This window comes from Bradyrhizobium iriomotense (assembly GCF_030160715.1).
Taxonomy (GTDB): Bacteria; Pseudomonadota; Alphaproteobacteria; order Rhizobiales; family Xanthobacteraceae; genus Bradyrhizobium; species Bradyrhizobium iriomotense.
The window spans coordinates 141,728-162,051 of record NZ_BSOW01000023.1; the positions used below are offsets into that span (position 1 = coordinate 141,728).

Consider the following 20,324-nt stretch of genomic DNA (forward strand, 5'->3'; position numbering starts at 1 on the left):
GATTCGTCGCCTTGTTCTGAATGGCGCGCCATTTTCTTCATGTGAGCGGCGGTCAAAATCAGCGTTCGAAAAACCACTCCAAAAACTCCGATGCGACATCTGGGGTCAGCTCCTGGGCGGCCTCTGCGACCGTTCCGTAGCCCTTCGCCGCCGCAACGGTGGAGAGAATGCAGGCAAGAAAGCTGCCGTCCCATTCTCGATTTGCTGCTGCAGCGACAAGAGACGGCAGGCGTTGCAGCGCAGCGAAATACGCGTGGCGCAAATCGTCGGGAATAGGGGTTGCCGTCTTCTGCCGGCAAATCTCAACCCAAGCCGGAAAGTGAAAGAAACTGGAATCGGCCATGGCCGGCGCGATTGAGAGGGCGCGTACGACGTGAGGGACGGCCGCAAACGAAGCAGGATAAACGTCGCCCTGATGGGCCAGCGCGCTCCACAAAGAAAACCACGGTTCATCCTTGCCACTCGATGCGGGTAGCTCTGCGAGTTGTCGCAAAAGGCCGGGGATATCACTGGCCGATCCATAGGCATGTCTCAGATCTGCCCAACGGCGCGTGTCGTCGAGAGAAAGCGCATCGATCGACGTTCCGGCGGATGCGGACTCCGCGAAGACTTCGTGGCAACCCGTTTCGTCAAGGAAGATCCGATAGTGGTGCAGCTCCTTGTAGGCTTTTATCGGTGCTCGATCGCCATCGACAAAGGACGACAGGACACGAGATTCCATCACCTCGACCAGCCGAAAATACGCGCTTTTGATCTGCTCGGCGTCACAATTCGGCAAGGCCGTGAACTGATGCCAGCGCGCGCGATGGAAATTGATCTCGAATGGAGGCAGCTCCGTGAATCGTAAGATCAACTTTGCGTCGCCGCCAGACATGGAGAATGTGCAGCCCTCATATAGGCCGGTGTCGAACTTCGGTAGCTCTGCGATTTCTTCATATCTCACGGCGTGAGCTCTCGGCGTTACGGCGGATTCACCGGCTTTTTCAACCGCTGCACCCGCCGCATCCGCCACCACCTCCGCCGCCCCCACCGCATCCGCCACCGCCGTCACCACCGCCGCTGCTCATCGTCTTCGAGGCGGCATAGATCGGGGCGTAGGGTGTCCCCGACAGCACGACGGCGCCGGAGAGTGCCACCGCGAGAAGCAGCTCGTGATCGCGCGGCGCGCGCGAGGCTCGCGCGTTGGAGGCCTGATGGCTTGCGAGGGCCTCATCGCCTGCTCGCGTCCGTATGGGGCGCTTCGCCAGCATGATGCCCCCGATCACTGTGACGATGAGAAGGAAGATCAGGATTCCGACCGGGTGGTGCCGTTCCGCACCGACGGCGGCCTTGATGGCCCCGAGGCCGAGGAGGAGAGCGATGAAGGGGAGGACGGTCATGTGGAAGGACGTCATCTGGTCGTCGGTCGGGGCGTAGCCGAGCTGTTGCAGGCGCCCCTGAATTTGCTGGACCATCGGCTTGACCGCGATCTGGAACTGCTGGCGCGTCATGTCGGGGTGGACCGCGAGCGATGCCGGCTGGCGCATGATCCTCGTCAGCGGGGTCTGGTCGGTGACGGTGATCGTGCGGCCGTTGGGCGCGATGGTGGCCCCGCTCCCCGACGTCAGGCCGAGCAGGATCACATCGCCGAGGCGTCGTGCGCCGCCGCCGAGATAGGCCAATTCCAGCGCGTTCAATTGGCGCGGCGCGTTTGCGGCAGGACCGATCGTCGACCTGAAATGAAAACCCAGCAGGAAGATGATGGCTGCGCTGGTCAGATAGAGAGTCAGGAAGGGACCGGCGGTCCAGTCCAGGGGATTCCATGTCATCGGCTCGTCCTCATGAATCGACCGCGAATCCATGCGATGGGTCTTGGCATGATAAGCCAGCGGCTGCGGTCCGTCACATGATAGCGTTGGCGCCCGAAGCGCAGATGTGTCGCCGGCCACAGTTCTGGGCTGGGCGGTCCGAACACGCGCTCATGCAACGCAAGCGTCTCGGCATATTGCCGGCGATAGATCGCCTGGGCCTCCGGTCCGCCGGGCGTGGGATCATGGTGCAGCGGCGCCTGTAACCTCTCGCCGCACCAGATCGCCCAATAGTCGCGTGAATAGACGAGATGCTGGTGCCAGACCTCGTCGACGATCTCGCTCGGCGTGACCGGCGTCGGCGAGACGACGGCGAGAAAGCAGAAGCGGCGATAGGCATCGACGGCCGCGCGCGCCTCCTGAAGGCTCCATCCATGATCGCGCGCGAGGCGCCGGGTAAAGTTCAGCGGCGTGTCGGGCTCGAAATCATGCTGCTCGATGCGTCGCCACAGCTCCTGTCGTGCCGGCGTCCAGACCGGCTCGCCCGCCTGGATGTCGATCTTGAACTGCTCGCGCTGCAACCGGGGCTCCCGATGATCGTCCACGCGTCATGATAGCACGGAACTCGTGCGGACAGGATGACGGTCGAGCGAACGGCCGACCACGGCGCTGCCGGGCTGCGGTTCATCAGGCAGGGGGCGCGAACGCGGACAGGCGGAGGAGCAGGAGCCCTTTTATGCGGGTGTGCCATCGATCGAGCGGCGGATCACCCGCTGCACGTCGGCGTTCGACAGAAACAGATCGTGGTTGATGATCCCCCAGCCTGCGTCGGAGGCGTCGATCACGCGCACGCCGAGCTGCTCGATAGCAGCCTTCTCGGCGGCGCCGACCCGCGTCATTCCGCCTGCGATTTGCCCCGACAGCGCCAGCGCGCGATCGTTCGTCGCGGCGATCACGGTGATCTTGCCGGCAAGCGGACCGATGCGGTGGATCGCCGACGAGAACACGTCCATGTCGATATCAGGCGCGGCAAACACCACCGCGCCGATCTTGCTTGTGACGGTGTCGCCGTATCGTGCATAGAGCTGACGCAGGCTTTCGAGCGTCAGCATGGTGCCCATGCTGTGTGCAACGATATGCACGCGGCCGCCGCCTGAAGCCGACACGAGGGACGAGAGCACGCGTTCGAAATCGTCGCGGGACCACATCGCGCTGTCGCGGTCATAGGCATAGTCGAACAGTCCTGCCTTGGAGGGCCAGGAGAACACCATGGTCCGGCCGCGGAACTTGATCCCATCGGAGAGATGTGCGGCATCGAGCGCCGCCGTCTCGAATGTCTGCTTGAAGCCGTGCACATAGATCAGCACGTCTCCCCCGCCGGCCTGAGCAACGAGATCGCCAATTTCGGTCGACACCGGTTCGACCCGATCAAGGCGCCAATCGCCAAGTCCGACCGCGGCGAGAGAAAGACGGCTCTCGTCCGGCGCCACCAGCTTTGCCCGCGCGACCGTCATCGTGGTCGCGCGCTCCGGCCCGAACCAGGGTTTCGTGCGACTGCCGTTCACGGGCTTGCGCGTGGTGGTGACCAGCAATGTGGGGTCAGCGGAGAGAGACGACGCGTCGAAGCGCGCGCCGGTCGCGCCCAGGCCTGCGCATCCACCAAGCGCAAGGACACTGCCTGCCGACACAAGCCCGCCCAGGAGCGAGCGGCGCGACAGAGGCGAATGAAGAGAGTCGCGTTGCAGAAGACGTCGGACGATCACACGGAACCTTTGGGAACTCTGCCCCACCGTAGCGCGGCCCCGCCTAGCTCCCTGAATGAGAATGGGGGCGAGAAAACGGCGGAGCTGCGCGCGATCCGGTGAGGTTCCGGAACCAAGCCGGCGTCGTCATCAATGATGATGGGCCGACACGCCCTTGACGCATTGGGTCAACAGATCAGTCGTGGCGGACTGACCGACATCACCCAGGCTGATCATGCCGACCATCCGCTTGCTCTTGTTGATGACAGGCAGCCTCCGGATCTTCAGCGTCTCCATGTGATGCACGGCTTTCGCCAGATCGTCGTCTTCGCGGCAGCAATGGATGCCTTCGGTCATCACATCCCGCGCGGTCATGCGCGCGGCGTTGAAGTCCTTGCTCGCGAGGCCTTTGCAGACGATATCGCGATCCGTCACCATTCCGATCAAATGGTCGCCTTCACCGATCGGAATGCAGCCGATGTCGTGCCCTTGCATCAACTTCGCGATCTCGGTGATCGGGGTGTCGGGGCTGACCCAATCGACGCCCTTGTGCATCACGTCCTTGACCTTCATGGAGGACCTCCGTTGCGAACGCAGCCCCCGTGACGTGACTATACAACGAACCGGGCGCGACCGCACGCGCGCCGCGACGAGGACGTACTGGTGATCATCTCGCTATCGTGCCGCGTCAGTCGTGCACGCTGAAGCGTCCATGCGGTGCATTGGCCGTCAGGCGCGCGAACTGCGCATGGGGCAGCTGGAGCAGCGTCTCGTGATCGCCGGCCTCGATATAGACCTCGGGCTGGGCCTGGATGGTATCATCGACGATCAGATCGAGTCCGTAGCACCTTCCGACCGCCGGCACGGCTCCGTGCGCGCAGTCGGCGAAGATCCGATTGATCTCGGTTTCGTTGGCCATCACGAGATCCTCGCCAAGCCTCTCTTTCAGGTCCGGCAGGTTGAGATGGTGTGACGCCGGCACGATCGCGAGCATATAGCCGCCGTCATGCCGCAATACGACGGCCTTGGCGAGACGATCGCCCGAGACGTGGCAGGCCTGCGCCGTGCGCGCGGACGACATGGTGAGATCGTGCGGGATCTCGGCATACTGGATCTTCTCGGCGGTCAGATATCGGTGCAGCGTCGGAGCAATGGACATGGCGTGCCCTCCGATGGGTATGCAAGTCGTCCACCGTGAGGCTGCACTCGCCGCACGATAGGCGGCCGCGTGATTGTCGGATTTCAACATTAGGCGCCCCGGTCGACCGCCGCAATTCGTCATTGCGCCTTGATGCGATTTCGCCTCTCGCCGCTGCGCGGTCAGACAGTATTGCCGACCTAATCCGCGATCGCGGGGGGCTGCGCCTCCTAGCTCAACCCATTCCGCCTGCGGAGGGCCGTGTGCCATGCGCGCGCCGATCAAGCCAGTACGTCGTGACTGCAAGCACAACCCAGCAGAGATTGTAGGCAAGGCCGCAGCAGATCACCACCCAGCCCGGGATCGGGCCGATTTCGGCGCGCTCGATGAGCTCATCGAGGTGAGCCGCCATTTGCGGATGAATCGCGAGCTTGCCGATATAGGCGGATGTCTGGATCACGATGATCCAGATGTAAGTGCGGCGAATACGGCGCCCGGCGGCGCGAACGAAGCTGATGTGATGGCGCGGATGCAGGTAATCTTCCGCGAGGATGTTCCGCCAACCGGCGTCGTCTTTTGCGCTTTTGCCGTTCAAGATCGGAACGTACCAGTGCGTTTCGAGGAAGCGCGCCCGCGCGCGCCAAACGTTGAAATAGCGATAGCGGCGTGCCTCGAGTCCGAGAAAGACCGCGAGCAGCATGCCGATCAGGATGAGCGGCAGCGCCGATGCCTCGCGCGACGAGAACGTCGACGACAGGGCAATGCCCAAGGTCACGATCGACCAGTTGGTCGTATTGTCGAGGCGTGTCCGCCAGATGGTGCTGCGATAGATCTCGCCGCGATAGAGATGGGCAATCGCGCCCAATTCAGCCGCGTTCAGCTCTGGGATTTCACGTGTGTCTTCTGCAGGCCTGAGCATGGCGCGAACCACCCGAGACCAGTGAAATGTTCAGGTCGTGCTTTCAGCAGCGACCCGATGACACTACCACAATCCCGCTCCGTTTGGACAACTCCGACCACAAAACCCGCGGCAACGCGCAGGGCAATGTCGGACTGCGGTTCAGCTGGTAGGCGACGTCTACAGCATGATCCGGAAAAGTGCGCAGCGGTTTTCCGAAAAGATCATGCTCAAACAATAACCTAAAGCGCGATGACGATTCATCCCAATCTCATCGCGCTTCAGCGTCAACGCTGCCGCGCGCGAACCGATACGCCCATGGCGTCGAGCAGCCGGAACATCTGATCGTCGTTGATCCTCAGGCCCGCGAAGTCGGCGAGGGTCGTCAGGTTCAATCCGCTCACCTCGGCGCCGGAGAGGTCCGCCCCGCTGAGCTTTGCGCCGTCGAGAATGGCCTGGAACAGGTCGCAATCCGTCAGGTCTGCATCGGTGAGGTCAATGCCGGACAAATCAGCTTCGCGAAGCCGGCTCCCGGCAAGGCTGCAGCCCGGCAATTTCGCCTCGGAAAGCTCGACCAGATCCATCTTGCAGGCATGAAAGCTGGCGCGCGTCTCGATCTGCTTGCGGCTCAGCGCGCGACTGAAGTCGGCCTTCGTGAACTTCGCGCCCGTCAGATTGCATTCGTGCATCTCGATTGCGAAGAGTTCGGTTCGATCGAAGGCAGCCAGGGACAAGTCGCACGCCCTGAACACAGCCCGCTGCAGATCGCTGAAGGCAAAGCTGGAGGGCTTGCCATCACCACCGATGAAGCTGCATTTCTCGAAATGCGCGCCCGAAAGCTCGCCGTGCGCGATGCGGCACGACACGAATCTGCAATTGGCAAAGCGCGCGTCCGCAAACACCGGATTGGAGAACTGAACCCGCTCGAACACGCAATCGGCGAACGATGCGCCCTCGCAATTGATTTCCGGCCACCGATCGTCGGTCATCTGGAGCGACCGGACAGGCTTGCCGGCGCTGATCTCTCGGGCGAGCGCGTCGATGTTCATGCGAAATGGCTCTGGGATGCGTCAGGACGAGTTATCTTGGCCGGGCCTTCGAGCCACCGTCGGGCAGATGCACCGTTGGCCGGCAGGCGCGTGGCGTAACATCGCTCCGCAAAGGGCGCCCCCATCCCAAGCACCGCGATCATGGCATATTGCCCCTGATTTGCCCGACGCGTCAAGTGATTTCGTAAAATCCGCAGCGCGCGCTGGCGGTCACCGGCTCCTTTGCATGGGGTTGTTTTCGATATTTTTGTCGGAGGCTCACGAACGCGTCAGTCCGAACCGGATCGAACCGCCGCCCGCTACTTCATCACCCGCACGCCCTTGGTCGTGAAGCGCTGCGTCTTCCCGCCCGGGCGCATGGGTCGTCGCGTGCCGGCGGCCTTGCCGGTGCCGGGCGGCTGGTGCGCTGGGACTAACTGGTCGGGACGCGAGCCGATCAGATCGGCGCGGCCCATCTCCTTCAGCGCCTCGCGCAGCACCGGCCAGTTGTCGGGGTCGTGATAGCGCAGGAACGCCTTGTGCAGCCGACGCTGGCGCAGGCCCTTGATCGCCTCGACCTTGTCGCTGCCGCCGCGGCGCACGCCGCGCAGCGGATTGACGCCGGTGTGGTACATCGCCGTGGCGGTCGCCATCGGGGAGGGCAGGAAGGTCTGCACCTGGTCGGCGCGGTAGCGGTTCTTCTTGAGCCAGAGCGCGAGGTTCATCATGTCCTCGTCGGTCGTGCCCGGATGCGCCGCGATGAAATAGGGGATCAGGTAATATTTCTTGCCGGCCCGCTCGGCCGCTTCATCGAACATCCGCTTGAATTTGTTGTAGGCGCCGATCCCCGGCTTCATCATCTTGTCGAGCGGGCCGCGCTCGGTATGCTCGGGCGCGATCTTCAAGTAGCCGCCGACGTGATGGGTGACGAGCTCCTTGACATATTCGGGGCTCTCCACCGCGAGATCGTAGCGCACGCCGGATGCGACCATCACTTTCTTGATGCCCTTGGTCTCGCGCACCTTGCGATAGAGCCGGATCAGGTCGTCGTGCGAGGTGTTGAGATTCGGGCAGATCTCGGGGAAGACGCAGGACGGCCGCCGGCACGCCGCTTCGACCTTCGGATCCTTGCACGCCATCCGGTACATGTTGGCGGTGGGACCGCCGATGTCGGAGATCACACCGGTGAAACCCGGCGTCTTGTCGCGGATACGCTCGATCTCACGCAGGATCGAGCCTTCCGAGCGGTTCTGGATGATGCGGCCCTCGTGCTCGGTGATCGAGCAGAAGGTGCAGCCGCCGAAGCAGCCGCGCATGATCGTCACCGAGAATTTTATCATCTCCCAGGCGGGGATCCTGGCTTCGCCATAGGACGGATGCGGCGCGCGGGCGTAGGGCAGATCGTAGACCGCGTCCATCTCTTCGGTGGTCAGCGGGATCGGCGGCGGGTTCAGCCAGAGGTCGCGGTCGCCGTGGCGCTGCACCAGCGGCCGGGCATTGCCGGGATTGCTCTCCCGGTGCAGCACGCGTGAGGCGCGCGCATAGGCCTCGCGGTCCTGCTCGACCTGCTCGCAGGCCGGCAGCCGGATCACGGTGTTGCCGGGGTGGCGCGCCGCGCCCTCGTCGGCGGATTCGAGATCGTCCGCGTGCAACTCGGTGTAGTCTTCGGGCGCGCGGCGGAACAGCGCGGTGCCCCGGATGGAATCGAGATCGCGCGGCGCCGTGCCGTCGGCGAGCCGGTGCGCCACCTCGACGACGGCGCGTTCGGCGTTGCCGTAGAGCAGGAGATCCGCCTTGGCGTCGGCCAGCACCGAGCGGCGCACCTTGTCGGACCAGTAGTCGTAATGCGCGATCCGGCGCAGCGAGGCCTCGATGCCGCCGAGCACGATCGGCACGTCCTTGAACGCCTCGCGGCAACGCTGGGCGTAGACGATCGTGCAGCGGTCCGGCCGCTTGCCGCCCTCGCCGCCGGGCGTATAGGCATCGTCGTGGCGCAGGCGCCGGTCCGCGGTGTAGCGGTTGACCATCGAGTCCATGTTGCCGCCGGTGACGCCGAAGAAGACCTTCGGCCTTCCCAGCGCCTTGAACGGCTCGGCCGAATGCCAGTCCGGCTGCGCGATGATGCCGACCCGAAAGCCCTGCGCCTCCAGCAGCCGGCCGATGATGGCCATGCCGAAACTCGGATGGTCGACATAGGCATCGCCCGTCACCAGCACGATGTCGCAGGCATCCCAGCCGAGCGCCGTCATCTCGGCGCGGCTCATCGGCAGGAACGGCGCCGCCTTGCCGGGATGGGCCCGGTGGCGGGGCCAGGAACTCAGGGGTTTTGCGGCGCTGACGGTGATATCCATGGCGCCCACGCATAAGCCGGCTATGCCGCGAATTCAATCGACCGGAACATCAATTTCCGCCTACCGCCCATACGCTGAGGATCAGGCGACCTGCAAGGCGCGGGCATAGGTCAGGCCCGAATTCGTGATGTGCGTCGTCATCAATCGTACGAAACCGTCGAACTCGCCGCGTTCAAACAGGCGCAGCAACTTGCGGTGCTCTTCGAACGAGGCCGGCGTCTGGACGTCGACGGGCGCACTCAGATTGGTGCGCAGCGCGGCGACGCGCCCCGAAACGAGCTGATAGGATTCCTGGAGATAGCGATTGCCGCAATGCGCGAACAGCGCGTCGTGGATCGCGCTGTCCGCGCGCCCATAGGCGACGTTGTCCTTGGCCGTGAGCGCTTCCTCCATCGCCACGATGGCCTGTTCCATCGCGGCGATTGCGCCGGCGCGGTCGTGCGCGAAGGCGAGCTCGGCGGCCTTGGGCTCGATCACGATCCGGAACGTGCAGAGCGCCGTGATGTCCTCCGGGCTCGGGGTAAAGACAAAGCTGCCCACCTGCGGCCGGATCACCACGAGGCCCTGCGCCTGCAACTGGCCCATGGCCTCGCGCACCGGGGTGCGGCTGACGCCGAAGGACTGCGCGACCATCTCCTCGGAAATGGCTGCGCCGAGCGCGAACTCGCCGTCGATGATGCCCTGGCGCAGGCGCAGCATCGCGCGCTGGGCCAGCGATCTCGGCGTATCGAGCTTCAGCGACTTCATCGGTCCTCAGATGACCTTGCCGGGATTGAGCAGATGATCGGGATCGAGCGCGGCCTTGAGCGTGCGCATCAGCGCGATCTCGGCTTCGCTGCGGGCATGCCCGAGCCATTGCTTCTTCAGCGTGCCGATGCCGTGCTCGGCGGAGACGCTGCCGCTCATCTCGCGCACCAGGCCATAGATGATCGCGTCCATCGCGTCCTTCGGCTGGCGCTCGATCGGCAAGCCCGTCACCCAGGACACCAGGTGGAGATTACCGTCGCCGATATGGCCGTAATAGACGCTCTCGCAGCCCTTGATGCCGTCTGCGAGCGCCGCCTTGCAGCGCGTGACGAACTCGTCCATCCGCGCCACTGCAAGGCCGATGTCGTAGGAGATGTGCGGCCCCAGCACCTGGCCGAACTCGGCGCAGATGTCGCGCACCGCCCAGAATTTCTGCGTCTGCGCCAGCGATTGCGCGACGGCGGCGTCTGCGAGCAGGCCGCGCTCCATCAGCCCTTCGAGCCAGGCCTGGAAGCGCGGCGCATCGATGCTCTCATCCGTGCCCTGCGCCTCCACCAGCACATAGAGTCCGTGACCGGCGGCGACCGGCGGCTTGACGCCCGCGCGCGCCGTGATCATCTCCCAATAATCCGGCCACATCACCTCGAAGGCCGACAGCAGCGGGCCGAGGCCGGAGCGCGCGGCATCGAGCAGCGCGACCACGGCGGCATAATCCTTCAGCGCGCAGAGCGCGGCCATGGTCGAGCGCGGCTTTGGAAACAGCCGCAGCACCACGCGCGTGATGATGCCGAGCGTGCCTTCCGAGCCGATGAAGAGATGCTTCAGATCGTAGCCGGCATTGTTCTTCATCAGCTTGTTGAGATTGGTGATGACGGTGCCGTCCGGCAGCACGACCTCGAGCCCGAGCACCAGTTCGCGCGTCATGCCGTAGCGGATCACGCGGTTGCCGCCGGCATTGGTGGAGAGATTGCCGCCGATCGCGCAGGAGCCGCGCGATCCGAGATCGAGCGGGAAGAAGAAGCCGGCCTCATCGGCCGCCTTCTGGATCGTCTCCAGCGGCGTGCCGGCCTTCACCGTCATGGTCGCGGAGGCGCGATCGATCTCCTCGATGCCGGTCATGCGCTCCAGCGAGATCGCGACCCAGCCGGGCTCCGGCGCAGCGCCACGGCACAGGCCGGTCAATCCGCCCTGCGGCACGAACGGCAGGCCTGCCTTGCGGCATGTCGCAATGGCCGCGGCAACGCCGGCCGCGTCCACCGGGCGGATCACCGCGAGCGGCGTTTGCGGCAGGCTTGCGCTCCAGTCGTTGCAATTGCGCGCTGGCACTTCGTTGCCGATCAGCACGGCTTGCGGGCCAAGTTGGTTGCGCAGATCGCGCAGCATGTCCTCGGGGCGTTCGAGCAGCGTCGTCATGGCGGAGCCTCTGTGACCGGGGTGTCTGGCCAGGGCCGACGCCCATGCATTTTTGGTGGCGCGACCCGCTTCACGGTGGAATTGCGGCGATGTTGTATGTAAGGTACAAGAAGCAAATGGGAACGCCAAGCAGGTTTCGCGCTTTTCCAAAAGGGCAAGCCTGATCAAAGCCTTAGAGTGATAGCTCTCGCAGAGGATATGTCATGACGGACGCAATTCGCGGGTTCTGGGTCGCCACGCCAACGCCGCTGACGGCCGAGGGAGCCGTCGACCCCGTCCGGTTGGCGGACCACGCGCTTCGGCTCTTCAAGAAGGGCGTCAACGGTGTCGTGGTGTTCGGCACCACCGGCGAAGGCACCTCATTCAATGTTGCAGAGCGGATCGCGGCCGTGGAGGCCTTGCTCAAGGCCGGCGTCGCCGCTGACCGCATCGGCATTGGCGGCGGCTTTCCCGCGATCAGCGACAGCATCGCCTTGACGCGTTCGGTGCTGAGCCTCGGCCTGCGCCACGTCTTGGTGCTGCCGCCCTATTTCGATCGCAGCATCAGCGCGGAAGGAATCGAGGACGCCTTCGCCGCGATCTTCGACGGCGTCGCCGACGATCGCCTGCGCGCCTACCTCTACCACATCCCGCAAGTCTCCGGCGTCGCCGTGCCGACGCAGGTCGCGGCGAATTTGCGCAAGCGCTACGGCAAGCTCGTTGCTGGCCTCAAGGACTCCAGCGGCGACTTCAAGCAATTCCAGGCCTTCCGTGCCGCGGCGCCCGAGCTCGCCATCACGGTCGGCAACGAAGCCGACATCACCCGCGCCATCGCGGCGGGTGGCGCCGGCACCATCTGCGGCATGGCGAACATCGTGCCCGAGCTCGTCAAGGGCATGGTCGATGGCAAGGACGTCGGAGCACGCATGCAGGCGGCGATCGATATCGTCGTCAAGACGCCGTCGCTGGTCGCGACCTTGAAGGCCATCCTCTCCGCACAGACCGCCGATCCCGGCTGGCTGCGCGTGCGTCCGCCGCTCCGTGGCCTCTCCGACGGCAAGGCGCTGAAGGCGAAGATCGACGCGCTGGTGAGTCCTGCGATCGCGTAGCGCCCGCGAACCTTTCCTGCGCTGACAGCGACCGATGAGCATTCGCGGAGATCACGAATGGTCATGGTCAGGTTCTTGTTTGCTTTCATCGTCTGGGGCGCGGTCGCCTTGACGCCCGTGCTTGCGGCGCCGCTCTGCAAGGAGCAGGAACTGGGCGGCAAGGATGCACCGATGCTGTCGCCGCCGATGGCCAACGTCGTGACCGGAGCGGGCCGACTGCAATTCTACTCGGCGCCGAATCCCGCCTGCGCGATGAACGGTATTTTTGTCATTCGCAGGGACGAGTTGATCGCCTACGCCCAAACCGACGACGGCTGGGCCTAGGTGATGTACACCAATCCCAGAACCGGAAATGCCGTGTCCGGCTGGGTCAGATCGGCGCGGCTGAAGCAAACGGGAACGGTCGGTCCGAAACAATGACCGCCGCGAGCGGCTAGCCAAGACCATGACAATGGTCCAAAAGCGCGAGGCTCGTTCTCGCGAAGGCTCGCCATCTCATGAACCTTTCGACCGTCACCCCTGCCGATATTCGTCGCGCGCTCTTGTTGCGTGAGGAGATCGCGCTGCTTGATCTCAGGCACGAGGCTGCCTTTGCCACCGGCCATCCCCTGTTTGCCGCCAACATGGCGGAGGGGCGCATTGCGATCGAGGCCGAGACGAGGCTGCCGCGCAAGGACGTGGCAATCGTTCTCTATGACGACGGTGACGGCCTGGTCGGGCCCGGCGCCGAGCGCCTGCACGCGCTGGGTTACAGCAACATCCGCGCATTGGACGGTGGCCTCAAGGCGTGGCGCGCGGCCGGCTTTGAGCTGTTCGAGGACGTCAACTCCTATGCCAAGGCCTTTGGCGAACTGGTCGAGGCGCGCCGTCACACGCCCTCGCTCAACGCCGACGAGGTCGCAAGCCTGATTGCCGCCAAGGCCAATGTTGCGATCCTCGATGTTCGCCGCTTCGACGAATATGCCACCATGAATATCCCGGGCTCGGTCAGTGTGCCCGGCGCCGAGCTCGTGCTGCGCGCGGGACGCGCGGCGCCCGATCCCGACACCACCATCATCGTCAATTGCGCCGGTCGCACGCGCTCGATCATCGGCACACAGTCGCTGATCAATGCCGGCGTCCCCAACAAAGTGCGCGCGCTGCGCAACGGCACGATCGGCTGGACTCTTGCCAGGCACACGCTCGAGCATGGCGCCGGGCGGCGCGGCGCGATCGGGGCGTTCGAGGGCGCCGCGGCCAATGCCCGCGACGTCGCCTATCGTGCCGGCGTTCGTCACATCGGCGTGGGCGAGGCGACGGCGCTCGCTGCGCAAACCTCGCGGACGCTGTATCGCTTCGATGTGCGCGGCGCCGAGGAATATACGAGTGGTCACCTCGCCGGCTTCCGCCACTATGCGGGCGGCCAGCTCGTCCAGGAGATCGACATGGCCGCGCCCGTGCGCGGCGGGCGCATCCTTCTGACCGACGACAGGGGCGTGCGCGCCGACATGACGGCGTCCTGGCTCGCGCAGATGGGCTGGGAGGTCTACGTGCTCGAGGGCGGCTATGACGGCGCGCTGGAAATGGGACCGCCGCAAGTGCTGCCGAAGCCAGATCCCGCGCACCGGTACCGGCGTCCCTACGAAGGGACTGATGTCGCGGAAAGCGCGATGCAGGCCTATCTCGACTGGGAATACGGCCTCGTCGAGCAGCTCCGCCGCGACGCGACGCACGGATTTTACGTGGTCTGAGCGGGCGCAGGCAGTCCCGGCGAGAGATCAAGATGCCCGATCATCTTGTGTCCACGTGAAAATCATATTGTCTTCCGCCTCGTCGGCGACTAAGCCGCGCGCGAAGGCGATACCCACGGAGATCCCATGCCAGCCACAGGCCAGACCCCTGAGAGGACTGCGAAAGCCCTGCTGCTTGAAGGCGTCAATGACAGCGCAATGGACCTGTTCAGGAGCGCCCGCTTCACCAATGTCGAGCGGCTACCCAAGGCGCTCGACGGCGATGCGCTGCGGCAGGCGGTGCAGGGCGTGTCGCTGCTCGGCATTCGCTCACGCACCCAACTCACCGAGGACGCGCTCGCCTCCGCGGACCAGCTTCTTGCGGTCGGCTGCTTCAGCGTCGGCACCAATCAGGTCGATCTGCTCGCCGCCCGCAAGCGCGGCATTCCCGTCTTCAATGCGCCGTTCTCCAATACGCGCAGCGTCGCCGAGCTCGTCATCGGCGAGATCGTGATGCTGCTGCGGCAGATCTTCCCGCGCTCGGTGTCGGCGCATGACGGCGGCTGGGACAAGTCGGCGGCCGGCAGCCGCGAGGTGCGTGGCCGCACGCTCGGCATCATCGGCTATGGCAATATCGGCTCGCAGCTCTCGACGCTTGCCGAGGCCATGGGCATGCGGGTGATCTTCTTCGACCGCACCGACAAGCTGCGTCACGGCAACACCGAGCCGGTCGAGAAGCTCGAGGATCTCCTGGCCCTGAGCGACGTGGTCAGCCTGCATGTGCCGGAAACGCCGGAGACCGCGGGCATGATCGGCGAGCGCGAGCTGCGGCTGATGAAGCCGGGCTCGTTCCTGATCAACAACAGCCGCGGCACCGTCGTCGATCTCGACGCGCTGGCGCGCGCCTTGCGCGATGAGCATCTCGCCGGCGCCGCCGTCGACGTCTTCCCGGTCGAACCCTCCTCGAACGCCGATCGCTTCAAGAGCCCGTTGCAGGGCCTCGGCAACGTCATCCTCACGCCGCATATCGGCGGCTCCACGGAAGAGGCACAGGAGCGGATCGGCGGCGAGGTGGCCCGCAAGCTCGTCGACTATTACGTCACCGGCTCGACCATGGGCGCCGTCAATTTCCCGGAGGTGCAGCTCCACCTCCGCCCCACCGGCGCCCGCTTCAGTCATGTCCACCGCAATGTGCCGGGCATGCTGCGCCGGTTGAACGAGGTGTTTTTGCAGCGTGACGTCAACATCGCCGCCCAATATCTGGAGACGCATGGCGAGCTCGGCTACGTCGTGCTCGACGCCGATCTCGGCGGCCAGGATTCGAACGAGCTGCTCCGGCAGATCCGGGCGCTCGACGGAACGATCGGCGCGCGGCTGGTGTTCGAGCACTGAGGCCCGAACGGACTGGCAGTTCTTCGCATCACGACGCTGTGACGCATCCGGGCGGCTGCGCTGTTGCGCAGCCCCGCTTCCGCTTTCTACACTACCTGTGGTTACCTGGGGCGCTGGTCTAACAAGTCTCGTCTAGAGCGCGATGAGATTAGGATGAATCGTCATCGCGCTTTAGGTTATTGTTTGCGCATGATCTTTTCGGAAAACCGCTTCACACTTTTCCGGATCATGCTTTAGCAAGTCTCATCGAAGTTGAGCTTAACTTGCGTGAGTGCGGACACGATGGCCCGAGACCGCATACCGATCGACCTTGCACTTCAAGGCGGAGGCTCGCACGGCGCGTTCACCTGGGGCGTGCTCGATCGGCTTCTCGAAGAGACATGGCTTGACGTCGTCGCCATCTCCGGGACCTCCGCCGGGGCGATGAATGCCGCGGTGCTAGCCGACGGATGGACGGCGGGCGGCGCCAAAGGCGCGCGCGAGGCGCTGGACCACTACTGGCGCCGCGTTTCGCACGCCGCGGCGTTCAGTCCGTTGCAGCGATCGCCGCTCGATCGCCTGATGGGGCGCTGGACCCTCGACACCTCGCCGGCCTACGTCTTCACCGACCTGATGTCGCGGCTGTTCTCGCCCTACGATCTCCCGGTCGACTACAACCCTCTGCGCAAGGTGCTCGCCGAGAGCATCGATTTCGAACGCCTCGCGCGTTCCGAGATCAAGCTGTTCATCACGGCGACACGGGTGCGGACCGGCCGTGGCCGGATCTTTCGCAACGCGGAGATCACCGCCGACGTTCTCCTGGCTTCGGCGTGCCTTCCGACTATGTTCCGCGCCATCGAGATCGACGGCGAGCCCTATTGGGATGGCGGCTTCGCCGGCAATCCGACGATCACGCCGCTGGTCCGTGAAAGCGACGCCTACGATACCATCCTGGTGCAGATCAATCCGACGGAGCGTCTGGAAGACCCGCGCAGCGCGGCGGAAATCCTCAACCGGCTCAACGAGATTTCGTTCAACTCGCCGTTGATGAAGGAATTGCGCATGATCGCGCTGCTCCGCCAGGCCGCCGATCCCGGCAGTGGCGAGGGCGCGCGCTGGGCGCGAATGAGGACGCACCGGATCAAGAGCGATATTTTGACGAGCTTCGGCGCTTCCTCAAAGCTGAATGCCGAATGGCAGTTCGTCTCGATGCTCCGCGCCGAGGGCCGGCTGGCCGCCAGCGAATTCCTGGAACATCACAGCGAGGACATCGGCCGGCGCTCGACGGCCGATCTCGATGTTCTCCTGGCGGAGTGCTGAGACGTGGGCCTTCTCGGCATTCTCGTTGGGCTCGGCCTGCTCGTGGTGCTGGCCTTCCGCGGCTGGAGCGTCCTGCTGCTCGCCCCGTTCGCGGCGCTCGTTGCCGCAGCATTCGGTGGCGAGCCGCTGCTCGCCAATCTGACGCAGGTGTTCATGGCGAGCGCCGCGGGCTTCCTGGCGCAGTTCTTTCCGATCTTCCTGCTCGGTGCCGTCTTCGGCAAGCTGATGGACGACAGCGGCGCGGTGACGGCGGTCGCCGCCTTCATGGCGCAGCGGCTCGGAGAGCAGCGTGTGATCCTTGCGGTCGTGCTCGCGGGCGCGCTGGTCACCTATGGCGGGGTCAGCCTGTTCGTCGCCTTCTTCGTCATCGCACCGATGGCACAGTCGCTGTTCCGCGCAGCCTCCATCCCGCGGCGGCTGATCCCGGCGGCCATCGTGCTGGGGACCTCGACCTTTACGATGTCGGCGCTGCCCGGCACGCCGTCGATCCAGAACGCCATTCCGATGCCGTTCTTCGGGACGACGCCATTCGCGGCGCCCGGGCTCGGCATCATCGCCGCGCTCGTCATGCTCGGCGTCGGATTGTGGTGGCTGCAGCGGGCGGAGGCACAAGCCCGCCGCGCGGGTGAGGGATTTGGCGACGCGCAAGGCACGGCCGAGCATGTCGTCGACGATGAATTTTTGCGCGAGCGCGCGACCACCGCGCGCGAGTTCGACCCCGCCGAGATCCGGCACGGCCGTCGCAGCGAGGCGCCGTCGCCGGTCTTGAGCGCGGTTCTGCCGCTGATCGTCGTCGTGGCGGTCAATCTCGTGATGTCGCTCCTGGTGTTGCCGCGGATGGATTTCTCATACCTTGCCGAGCAACGCTGGGGTGGCACGTCCTTGTCCGCCGTTGCCGGCGTCTGGTCGGTCGCAGTCGCGCTGGCCGCAGCTATCGTCGTGGCCATTGCCATGAACTGGAGGAGGCTGGCCTCGCTCCGGCAGACGATGGATGCCGGCGCCAATGCCTCCGTGCTCCCGGCGCTGAGCGTTGCAAGCCTGGTCGGGTTCGGCGCCGTCATCGCCGCACTGCCGGCTTTCGAGATGGTGCGCGACTGGGTGCTCGCGATCGAGGGGGGACCGCTGGTGTCGCTTGCGGTCGCGACCAACATTTTGGCCGCGTTGACCGGCTCGGCATCCGGCGGCCTCACGATCGCGCTGGATGCGCTCGGCCAGACCTATGTGGCGATCGCCGCGCAGACCGGCGTGGACCTCGCGCTGATGCACCGCGTGGCGGTGATCGGTTCGGGTACGCTGGATATCCTGCCGCACAACGGCGCGGTGGTCAGCCTGCTCGCGATCTGCGGACTGACCCACCGCGACAGTTACCTGGATATCGTGATGGTTGGCATCGTTTCGTCCCTGCTGGCGCTGGTCATCGTCATCGCGCTCGGCAGCCTCATAGGATCGTTCTGAGACGGGCAATCCCGCGCTTGCGATTGACGGACGGCCGAACGTTGCGTTGAATGTGTCAGCTTGTCGTTGATAACAAAAAAAATCAGGGTGGAAACGATGACGCGTTCTCAGATCAGCGCAGCTGTATGTCTTGCGAGCCTGCTGGTGGCGTTGGCTCATGTCGACGGCGCATCCGCGGTGACGCTGGCCGAGGATGCCGACACCGTCTGCAAGGGCCTTGCCTCGGATGCCGGTGCCGTCAGGATCGACTCCGCGACGCTTCAGGCGCCGTCGCCGCTCACCGTCGCAGAACGCGGACCGACGCCGTCGGGACGTGTCACGCCGGCTGGCCCCGCCTTCTGCAAGGTGCTCGGTCATATCGAGCCGACAGACCCAAAAGCGCCGCCGATCAAGTTCCAGGTCAACCTGCCGGTCGAATGGAACGGGCGCTCGCTGCAATATGGCGGTGGCGGATTCAATGGTGTCCTGATCACCGGGCTAGGGCTGCCGCCGGCCTATCCCTTCGACAAGCCTTCGCCGCTGGCGCGCGGCTTCGTCACCTACGGCACCGATTCCGGCCATGAGACCAAGCCGGGCGAGCCGCCTCAGGCCTTCGCGCTCAACGACGAGGCGTTCGAGAACTTTGCGCACCGTGCCTACAAGAAGGTGCGCGACGTCGCCGTCACCCTGATGGAGCGCGCCTACGGCCGGAAGCCCGACAAGCTGTACTTCATGGGCTCTTCCGAAGGCGGCCGCGAAGGCCTGACCATGGCGCAGCGTTACCCCGACGATTTCGACGGCATTTTTTCGCGTGTGCCGGTCATCAACTGGGTCGGCTTACAGCATGCCGGCACAAGGTCGGGGCTGGCGACCATGGGCGACGGCTGGATCCGTCCGGCGCAGGTGAAACTCGTGGCCGACGCCGTGCGTGCCGCCTGCGACAAGGCCGACGGCTCCGAGGATGCGCTGGTGCAGGATCCCGTCGGCTGCAAGGCGACCTTCAAGGTAGAGAAGCTGCGCTGCGCGAACGGCCAGAGCGGCGACCAATGCCTCACCGATGCGCAGATCAGGGCGATCGACACCCTGCACGGCGCCTACAAATTCCCGTTCCCCCTCGCCAACGGTCTCGATGATTATCCGGGCTGGGGCGTGTCGGGCGAGGACACGCCATCCGTCGGCCCGACGGGCGGATGGATTTCGTGGTGGCTCGGCACCGCGGCGCCAGCGCAACCGCCGGCTCCGAATAACGGCATCGCCTGGATCTATGGCGCCGGCGGCACCCGATATGTGTTCGCACGCGATCCCAAGCTCGACGTCACGACCTACAAGCCGGAAGATCACAAGGAACGTCTGCTCGAGGTCTCAAATCTGATGGACTCGACCAATCCCGATCTCAGCCGCTTCCGCGAACATGGAGGCCGGCTGATCATCCTCGAGCATATGGCCGACTATGCCCAGAGCCCCTATGCCGGCATCCGCTATTTCGAGAATGTCGAGCGCTTGATGGGCTCGGCGACGACGGACTTGTTCGTAAGGCTCTACACGGCGCCCGGCGTCGACCATGTCGGTTCCGGCGCGCCGGCCAATGTCGACATGCTGGGCGTGCTGGTTGACTGGGTCGAGAAGGACAAGGCGCCCGGCGATCTCGTGGTCACCGAGCAGAAGGTCGAGGCGCCGTCCTTCGCGGCCGCCCGCGCGCTGCCGCTATGCCGCTGGCCGGCCTGGCCGCATTACAAAGGCGGACCGGTGACGGAGGCTGCGAGCTTCTTCTGCGCGCCGTAACCGCGGCGTGTCGACGAAGCGCCAGCCGGCGGCGCAGGCTTATCCCGCCGCCATCGCCTGCGCGCCGCCGAGCAACTGCGCGTTGAGACGACCGCCGGAGAACAGCATGTCGTCGAGCGCCTCGTCGATGTCGGCGGAGATGACGGAATCGCCGCCGTCGCGCGCCAGGCTCGCCTGCGCCAGTCGCCGCATCAATTCCTTGATGAAGGCGCAGCTCGTGCCCTCGCTGCGTCGCGCCGCCTCGGTGACGATGGCGTCATCGAGCGGAAGCCCCTGCCGTAGAGCCGAACCAGCTTGCTGCGACCGATCTCGTCTGGCCTTATAGCGCGATGAGATTGGGATGAACCGTCATCGCGCTTTAGGTTGTTGTTTGAGCATGATCTTTTCGGAAAACCGCTTCACACTTTTCCGGATCATGCACTAAAGCGTGATGGCATTAAGTTCGATAACCTGAATTTTTGAGGTAGTTGGCGCATTCCTCGGATGTGAAGGCATCGAGTGCGTGGCCGATTGCGG

19 protein-coding genes are annotated in these 20,324 nt (G+C 64.8%); 7 read left to right on the forward strand and 12 right to left on the reverse strand.

Annotation, left to right across the window (positions count from 1 at the left end; all coding sequences use genetic code 11):
- Window positions 1-58 precede the first annotated feature (58 nt).
- The 11 genes from QQL28_RS29415 to QQL28_RS29465 form a co-directional block, all read right to left on the reverse strand.
- Window positions 59-1,054, reverse strand: coding sequence for a hypothetical protein (locus QQL28_RS29415; protein ID WP_284271142.1), 996 nt, complete (start codon window positions 1,052-1,054; stop codon window positions 59-61).
- Window positions 984-1,808 carry a TIGR04222 domain-containing membrane protein gene (locus tag QQL28_RS29420; protein WP_284271144.1) on the reverse strand — a complete coding sequence of 275 codons (825 nt, stop codon included), beginning with the start codon at window positions 1,806-1,808 and terminating at the stop codon, window positions 984-986. Before QQL28_RS29420 ends, QQL28_RS29415 begins: the two co-directional genes overlap by 71 nt.
- The gene (locus tag QQL28_RS29425) at window positions 1,805-2,368 is read right to left on the reverse strand and encodes a glycine-rich domain-containing protein (RefSeq protein WP_284271146.1); all 564 of its coding nucleotides are present in this window, start codon (window positions 2,366-2,368) and stop codon (window positions 1,805-1,807) included. The genes QQL28_RS29420 and QQL28_RS29425 overlap by 4 nt, the downstream gene beginning before the upstream one ends.
- A gap of 153 nt (window positions 2,369-2,521) precedes the next feature.
- Window positions 2,522-3,550, reverse strand: coding sequence for an alpha/beta hydrolase (locus QQL28_RS29430; protein ID WP_431309659.1), 1,029 nt, complete (start codon window positions 3,548-3,550; stop codon window positions 2,522-2,524).
- A gap of 129 nt (window positions 3,551-3,679) precedes the next feature.
- Window positions 3,680-4,102, reverse strand: a complete 423-nt coding sequence (locus QQL28_RS29435; protein WP_284271150.1) for a CBS domain-containing protein — start codon at window positions 4,100-4,102, stop codon at window positions 3,680-3,682.
- Between the two features lie 115 nt (window positions 4,103-4,217).
- The gene (locus QQL28_RS29440; RefSeq protein ID WP_284271153.1) at window positions 4,218-4,688 is read right to left on the reverse strand and encodes an aminoacyl-tRNA deacylase; all 471 of its coding nucleotides are present in this window, start codon (window positions 4,686-4,688) and stop codon (window positions 4,218-4,220) included.
- A 214-nt stretch (window positions 4,689-4,902) separates the two neighbouring features.
- Window positions 4,903-5,586, reverse strand: a complete 684-nt coding sequence (locus tag QQL28_RS29445) for a DUF2270 domain-containing protein (RefSeq protein ID WP_284271154.1) — start codon at window positions 5,584-5,586, stop codon at window positions 4,903-4,905.
- A 266-nt stretch (window positions 5,587-5,852) separates the two neighbouring features.
- Complete coding sequence (locus tag QQL28_RS29450; protein WP_284271156.1) at window positions 5,853-6,614, reverse strand: pentapeptide repeat-containing protein; 762 nt, start codon at window positions 6,612-6,614, stop codon at window positions 5,853-5,855.
- A gap of 299 nt (window positions 6,615-6,913) precedes the next feature.
- Complete coding sequence (locus QQL28_RS29455; RefSeq protein WP_284271158.1) at window positions 6,914-8,944, reverse strand: YgiQ family radical SAM protein; 2,031 nt, start codon at window positions 8,942-8,944, stop codon at window positions 6,914-6,916.
- An 81-nt stretch (window positions 8,945-9,025) separates the two neighbouring features.
- Window positions 9,026-9,691 carry a GntR family transcriptional regulator gene (locus tag QQL28_RS29460; RefSeq protein ID WP_284271160.1) on the reverse strand — a complete coding sequence of 222 codons (666 nt, stop codon included), beginning with the start codon at window positions 9,689-9,691 and terminating at the stop codon, window positions 9,026-9,028.
- Between the two features lie 6 nt (window positions 9,692-9,697).
- Window positions 9,698-11,104: an FAD-binding oxidoreductase gene (locus QQL28_RS29465; protein ID WP_284271162.1), complete on the reverse strand. Its 1,407-nt coding sequence runs from the start codon at window positions 11,102-11,104 to the stop codon at window positions 9,698-9,700.
- Window positions 11,105-11,307: 203 nt separating this feature from the next.
- On the opposite strand from QQL28_RS29465, the gene QQL28_RS29470 reads away from it, so the two are divergent.
- The 7 genes from QQL28_RS29470 (at window position 11,308) to QQL28_RS29500 (ending at window position 19,808) form a co-directional block, all read left to right on the forward strand.
- On the forward strand, window positions 11,308-12,192 hold the full coding sequence (locus QQL28_RS29470) for a dihydrodipicolinate synthase family protein (RefSeq protein WP_284271164.1): 885 nt from the start codon (window positions 11,308-11,310) through the stop codon (window positions 12,190-12,192).
- A 57-nt stretch (window positions 12,193-12,249) separates the two neighbouring features.
- The gene (locus QQL28_RS29475; protein WP_284271166.1) at window positions 12,250-12,516 is read left to right on the forward strand and encodes a hypothetical protein; all 267 of its coding nucleotides are present in this window, start codon (window positions 12,250-12,252) and stop codon (window positions 12,514-12,516) included.
- Window positions 12,517-12,689: 173 nt separating this feature from the next.
- The gene (locus QQL28_RS29480; RefSeq protein ID WP_284271168.1) at window positions 12,690-13,922 is read left to right on the forward strand and encodes a rhodanese-like domain-containing protein; all 1,233 of its coding nucleotides are present in this window, start codon (window positions 12,690-12,692) and stop codon (window positions 13,920-13,922) included.
- A 126-nt stretch (window positions 13,923-14,048) separates the two neighbouring features.
- A complete protein-coding gene (gene serA, locus QQL28_RS29485; RefSeq protein ID WP_284271170.1) occupies window positions 14,049-15,293 on the forward strand; it encodes a phosphoglycerate dehydrogenase in 1,245 nt (414 codons plus the stop codon).
- Between the two features lie 282 nt (window positions 15,294-15,575).
- Window positions 15,576-16,592, forward strand: a complete 1,017-nt coding sequence (locus QQL28_RS29490) for a patatin-like phospholipase family protein (RefSeq protein WP_284271172.1) — start codon at window positions 15,576-15,578, stop codon at window positions 16,590-16,592.
- 3 nt (window positions 16,593-16,595) lie between these two features.
- Complete coding sequence (locus tag QQL28_RS29495) at window positions 16,596-18,047, forward strand: GntP family permease (RefSeq protein ID WP_284271174.1); 1,452 nt, start codon at window positions 16,596-16,598, stop codon at window positions 18,045-18,047.
- Between the two features lie 96 nt (window positions 18,048-18,143).
- Entirely contained in the window at window positions 18,144-19,808 is a 1,665-nt protein-coding gene (locus QQL28_RS29500; RefSeq protein ID WP_284271176.1) for a tannase/feruloyl esterase family alpha/beta hydrolase, read from the forward strand.
- A gap of 39 nt (window positions 19,809-19,847) precedes the next feature.
- Here the strand turns inward: QQL28_RS29500 and QQL28_RS29505 are convergent, their stop codons facing one another.
- Window positions 19,848-20,000, reverse strand: coding sequence for a hypothetical protein (locus QQL28_RS29505; protein WP_284271178.1), 153 nt, complete (start codon window positions 19,998-20,000; stop codon window positions 19,848-19,850).
- Between the last annotated feature and the right edge of the window lie 324 nt (window positions 20,001-20,324).

Excerpts from the sequence above, each read along its gene's own strand:
- QQL28_RS29420 (WP_284271144.1), bottom strand. The coding sequence starts at position 1,808 with ATGACATGGAATCCCCTGGACTGGACCGCCGGTCCCTTCCTGACTCTC.
- QQL28_RS29435 (WP_284271150.1), bottom strand. The coding sequence starts at position 4,102 with ATGAAGGTCAAGGACGTGATGCACAAGGGCGTCGATTGGGTCAGCCCC.
- QQL28_RS29440 (WP_284271153.1), bottom strand. The coding sequence starts at position 4,688 with ATGTCCATTGCTCCGACGCTGCACCGATATCTGACCGCCGAGAAGATC.
- QQL28_RS29445 (WP_284271154.1), bottom strand. The coding sequence starts at position 5,586 with ATGCTCAGGCCTGCAGAAGACACACGTGAAATCCCAGAGCTGAACGCG.
- QQL28_RS29450 (WP_284271156.1), bottom strand. The coding sequence starts at position 6,614 with ATGAACATCGACGCGCTCGCCCGAGAGATCAGCGCCGGCAAGCCTGTC.
- QQL28_RS29455 (WP_284271158.1), bottom strand. The coding sequence starts at position 8,944 with ATGGATATCACCGTCAGCGCCGCAAAACCCCTGAGTTCCTGGCCCCGC.
- QQL28_RS29460 (WP_284271160.1), bottom strand. The coding sequence starts at position 9,691 with ATGAAGTCGCTGAAGCTCGATACGCCGAGATCGCTGGCCCAGCGCGCG.
- QQL28_RS29465 (WP_284271162.1), bottom strand. The coding sequence starts at position 11,104 with ATGACGACGCTGCTCGAACGCCCCGAGGACATGCTGCGCGATCTGCGC.
- QQL28_RS29470 (WP_284271164.1), top strand. The coding sequence starts at position 11,308 with ATGACGGACGCAATTCGCGGGTTCTGGGTCGCCACGCCAACGCCGCTG.
- QQL28_RS29475 (WP_284271166.1), top strand. The coding sequence starts at position 12,250 with ATGGTCATGGTCAGGTTCTTGTTTGCTTTCATCGTCTGGGGCGCGGTC.
- QQL28_RS29480 (WP_284271168.1), top strand. The coding sequence starts at position 12,690 with ATGAACCTTTCGACCGTCACCCCTGCCGATATTCGTCGCGCGCTCTTG.
- serA (WP_284271170.1), top strand. The coding sequence starts at position 14,049 with ATGCCAGCCACAGGCCAGACCCCTGAGAGGACTGCGAAAGCCCTGCTG.
- QQL28_RS29490 (WP_284271172.1), top strand. The coding sequence starts at position 15,576 with ATGGCCCGAGACCGCATACCGATCGACCTTGCACTTCAAGGCGGAGGC.
- QQL28_RS29500 (WP_284271176.1), top strand. The coding sequence starts at position 18,144 with ATGACGCGTTCTCAGATCAGCGCAGCTGTATGTCTTGCGAGCCTGCTG.
- QQL28_RS29505 (WP_284271178.1), bottom strand. The coding sequence starts at position 20,000 with ATGCGGCGACTGGCGCAGGCGAGCCTGGCGCGCGACGGCGGCGATTCC.